The organism is Pseudoalteromonas sp. Z1A6, assembly GCF_011378745.1.
Taxonomy (GTDB): Bacteria; Pseudomonadota; Gammaproteobacteria; order Enterobacterales; family Alteromonadaceae; genus Pseudoalteromonas; species Pseudoalteromonas arctica.
Genome location: NZ_WTKW01000348.1, coordinates 1 through 4,273 on the forward strand (window position 1 = coordinate 1; position 4,273 = coordinate 4,273).

Genomic DNA, 4,273 nt, shown 5'->3' on the forward strand with positions numbered 1-4,273 from the left:
ATATATTCCACATCAATTAATCTAAAAACACTAGTTTGTTTAATTTAACGACAAAAATTGTTCGTTTATTCAGTAAATACTGAAAAGTTTGTATTAAAAGCTTGTAACAACTAGTGTTTGTAGATATACCTATAAATATTCGCGCCGCTTATGTCGGCAAAACACATTTTCAATATTTGGTTAGAAATAGGCAACTATGGGCAAATCGCTAGTAATTGTAGAGTCTCCTGCTAAGGCTAAAACAATTAATAAATATTTAGGTAATGACTTCATCGTAAAGTCCAGTATTGGGCATGTACGAGATTTACCTACTTCAGGTTCGAGCAAAGCTAAAGTGCCGGCAACTAAAACGCCAGCAGAAGTTCGTAAAATGGAACCTGAAGAGAAAGCAGCGTATAAAAAGCAACGAGATTATACAAACTTAGTCGCGCGTATGGGTATAGACCCAAACCAAGGCTGGGATCCGCATTACGAAATACTGCCTGGTAAAGAAAAAGTTGTTCAAGAATTACAAAAGCTGGCTGAAAATGCAGACCAAATATATCTCGCAACGGATTTGGATAGAGAAGGGGAAGCAATTGCTTGGCACCTTCAAGAAATCATTGGTGGTGATCCTGCTAAATATAAGCGCGTAGTTTTTAACGAAATTACTAAAAACGCAATACAGCAAGCGTTTGAAACACCTGGCGAGCTTAATACTGATATGGTTTACGCTCAGCAAACACGTCGCTTTTTAGACCGTGTTGTTGGCTTTATGGTATCACCTTTATTGTGGGCTAAAGTGGCCCGCGGACTTTCTGCAGGACGAGTTCAGTCTGTTGCTGTACGTTTATTAGTAGAGCGTGAACGTGAAATTAAAGCATTTATTCCAGAAGAATTTTGGGATATTCACGCTGACGTTAAAAATACTGAGTCTGAGTTACGCTTAGAAGTAGCCAAACAAGCAGGAAAGCCATTTAAGCCTGTAAATGAAGCTCAGGCTAGCGCAGCGGTTAAAAGCCTTGAGAATGCAGAATATAAAGTAATTAGCGTTGAAGAAAAACCAAGTAAAAGTCGCCCAAGTGCGCCATTAATTACTTCAACCATGCAGCAAGCGGCAAGTACACGTTTAGGTTATGGCGTTAAAAAGACCATGATGCTTGCTCAGCGTTTGTATGAAGGCGGTTATATTACGTATATGCGTACCGATTCAACTAATCTTTCAAAAGACGCGGTTGAAATGTGTCGTGAGTATGTAACAAACGAGTTTGGTGCTAAATATTTACCAAAAGATCCAATTAGCTACAGCTCTAAAGGTAATGCACAAGAAGCGCATGAAGCAATACGTCCTTCAAGCGTTACCGTGTTATCTGGGCATGTTGAAGGTGTAGATGCTGATGCTAAAAAACTGTACGAGCTAATTTGGCGTCAGTTTGTAGCGTGCCAAATGGTACCTGCTGAATACGATTTAACAACACTAACTGTTGCAGCTAACGACTTCCAGCTTAAAGCGAAAGGCCGTGTGCTCCGCTTTGATGGTTGGACAAAAGTACAACCTGCGATACGTAAGAAAAACGAAGAAGATCAATCACTACCGGCTGTTAAAGAAGGTGAAGTCCTTACTTTAATCGAACTTGATCCTAAGCAACATTTTACTAAACCGCCAGCGCGCTTTAGTGAAGCAAGTTTAGTAAAAGAGCTTGAAAAACGCGGTATTGGTCGTCCATCTACTTATGCGTCAATTATATCAACGATTCAAGATCGTGGTTATGTACGTGTAGAAAATCGCCGTTTCTTTGCTGAAAAAATGGGTGAAATAGTTACCGATCGTTTGGTTGAAAACTTCACTGATTTAATGAATTTTGATTTTACAGCAAAAATGGAAGGCCGTTTAGATGACATCGCTGAAGGCGAGCGAGTATGGACTGAAGTTCTTGATAAATTTTATGCTGATTTTTCAACGCAATTAACTGTCGCTAAAGATGAGCCAGAAAATGGCGGTATGCGTCTCAACGAGATGGTTGAAACGGATATTGAATGTCCTACGTGTAGCCGAAAAATGGGTATACGCACAGCATCAACTGGTGTTTTCTTAGGGTGTACTGGCTATAGCTTACCACCTAAAGAGCGTTGTACAACGACAATGAACTTAGTGTCGGGCGATGAAGCGGTTGCAGCCGATGTCGAAGACGAAGAAACTGAAAAGCTAATGCAGATGAAACGTTGCCCGATTTGTGAAACGGCAATGGATTCATACCTAATTGACGAAACCCGTAAATTACATGTGTGTGGTAATAATCCAGCATGTAAAGGGCATATAGTTGAAGAAGGTACCTTTAAAATTAAAGGCTATGACGGACCAATTATCGAATGTGATAAATGTGGCTCTGACATGGAGCTTAAATCTGGTCGCTTTGGTAAGTACTTTGGCTGTAATAATGACGAGTGTAAAAATACACGTAAACTACTTAAAAGTGGCGAAGCTGCTCCACCAAAAGAAGACCCTGTTCACATTACTGAATTAGAATGTGAAAAGTCAGATGCGTATTTTGTATTACGTGATGGCGCCGCGGGTATATTTTTAGCTGCAAATACTTTTCCTAAGTCTCGTGAAACACGTGCACCTAAAGTAGAAGAGTTAAAACGCTTTAGAGACCGTATTTCGCCTAAGTTTTATTACTTAGCAGATGCACCTGCTAAAGATCCTGATGGTAATCTTGCTGTTGTACGCTATAGCCGTAAAAATAAAGCTCAGTATGTTATGACTGAAGTTGACGGTAAAGCTACTGGCTGGACTGCTCATTATGAAGCAGGTAAATGGACAGAAGAAGCGAAGAAAAAGGCAGCACCTAAAAAGAAAGCTGCTGCAAAAAAGGCACCAGCTAAAGCAAAGCCTAAAGCGAAAGCTAAAAAAGAAGATGAATAAGCACGTTATCGCTTATTCATAACTTTTTATAGGTTTTAAAAAACCATAAAAAAACCGGAACGCACAGCTTGTGTCTATTCCGGTTTTTTTGTGCTTAGTTGAATGTTTTCGCAACGGCTTTATTAGCAGTACATTCAACTAAGCGTATTGGAGATACCAATTTTATTAAAAAATGGTCATTATATTGCACTAAATAACCCACTCACTGCGTTAAAAAACATTCATATAAAACAACTATATGTCATGCTATTTCACTTGCTATTGAGCTATTTTCTTAGCGGTATAATAGAACATTAATTTAATGCAATTGGTATGATTAAATCTTAACAGAAGATACTTTTTTATAGCCTTCAGATTCAAGCTCATCATTTACGCATTTTAATACGTAGGCATTTAGCTCTTCATTGCTTACGTCATCATCTTTAGCCCAGTTAACACACATTTCTGTGTATTCTTTTACCATTTCGGCTGAAGCTGTTGGCGCATCGTCTGCTACCGCGTAAGTCGCAGATACTGCAAATAGTGGAGCTACGATTAATGCTAGCAATGCTTTTTTCATTCGTTTATTCCTAAAAAAATGGTGTGATGACTGATTTACCCAGTTTAAGATTAGGTTTAAACCAGTAGTGCCCAATCCAGAACAACTCTGTTGGTATACTGATTTTTAAACGAAAACGAAATAAAAGATAACGAAATTTTTTTATCGTGAGGATGAGTAATTTACTTGTCAGGATTTCGCAGCATTGTGTTGCAGTGGTTTATAAGCTAAGGTCGCTTTTTTAATTAAAAGACAAATCAATGTCATCACACACCCCTAATAAAAAACCACGCCAAGCTAATAAAGTAGAGCATGCATTAGAATCTTTTATTTTTAAAGGGCGTTGGCTACTAGCCCCATTTTTTGTGGGTTTACTATTTGCAGTTGTACTGTTGTTAATAAAGTTTTTTAAGCAGCTTTATTTAATGGGTATTGCGACATTTACAGCAACCAATCAAGAGTTACTTGTCGGTATTCTAACTTTAGTTGAGACAGCATTATTAGCGGGGTTATTGCTGATCATTACATTTAGTGGTTACGAGAACTTTGTTTCTAAGCTTAATATTGATAATCACGAAGACAGACCATCTTGGATGGGAAAGGTTGGTTTTTCAGGTCTAAAGATGAAATTAATAAGTGCGATAGTCGCTATTTCTGCTGTTGAGTTATTAAAAGTATTTATAAACTCAGGCGCATATCCAAGTGATGAGCTACTTTGGAAAGTGACTATTCATGTCACGTTTGTAATGTCAGGCGTTTTATTTGCTTTAACTGACTACTTAAACAGTAAAACCCAAAGTCATTAGAAAAATTAAATGCACAAAAAAGCC

At 38.2% G+C, this 4,273-nt stretch carries 3 protein-coding genes; 2 read left to right on the plus strand and 1 reads right to left on the minus strand.

All coding sequences use genetic code 11. From position 1 onward, the window contains the following. Positions 1 to 196: 196 nt before the first annotated feature. Positions 197 to 2,905 carry a type I DNA topoisomerase gene (topA, locus tag GQR46_RS16805; RefSeq protein WP_165727402.1) on the plus strand — a complete coding sequence of 903 codons (2,709 nt, stop codon included), beginning with the start codon at positions 197 to 199 and terminating at the stop codon, positions 2,903 to 2,905. A gap of 316 nt (positions 2,906 to 3,221) precedes the next feature. Here the strand turns inward: topA and GQR46_RS16810 are convergent, their stop codons facing one another. Further along, on the minus strand, positions 3,222 to 3,464 hold the full coding sequence (locus GQR46_RS16810) for a hypothetical protein (protein WP_007582596.1): 243 nt from the start codon (positions 3,462 to 3,464) through the stop codon (positions 3,222 to 3,224). A 239-nt stretch (positions 3,465 to 3,703) separates the two neighbouring features. Here GQR46_RS16810 and GQR46_RS16815 point away from each other — a divergent pair, with 239 nt between their 5' ends. Beyond that, the gene (locus GQR46_RS16815) at positions 3,704 to 4,249 is read left to right on the plus strand and encodes a TIGR00645 family protein (RefSeq protein ID WP_165741611.1); all 546 of its coding nucleotides are present in this window, start codon (positions 3,704 to 3,706) and stop codon (positions 4,247 to 4,249) included. Positions 4,250 to 4,273 lie beyond the last annotated feature (24 nt).

Bases quoted from the DNA above. Each gene is read 5' to 3' on its own strand.
- topA (WP_165727402.1), top strand. From the start codon at position 197: ATGGGCAAATCGCTAGTAATTGTAGAGTCTCCTGCTAAGGCTAAAACA.
- GQR46_RS16810 (WP_007582596.1), bottom strand. From the start codon at position 3,464: ATGAAAAAAGCATTGCTAGCATTAATCGTAGCTCCACTATTTGCAGTA.
- GQR46_RS16815 (WP_165741611.1), top strand. From the start codon at position 3,704: ATGTCATCACACACCCCTAATAAAAAACCACGCCAAGCTAATAAAGTA.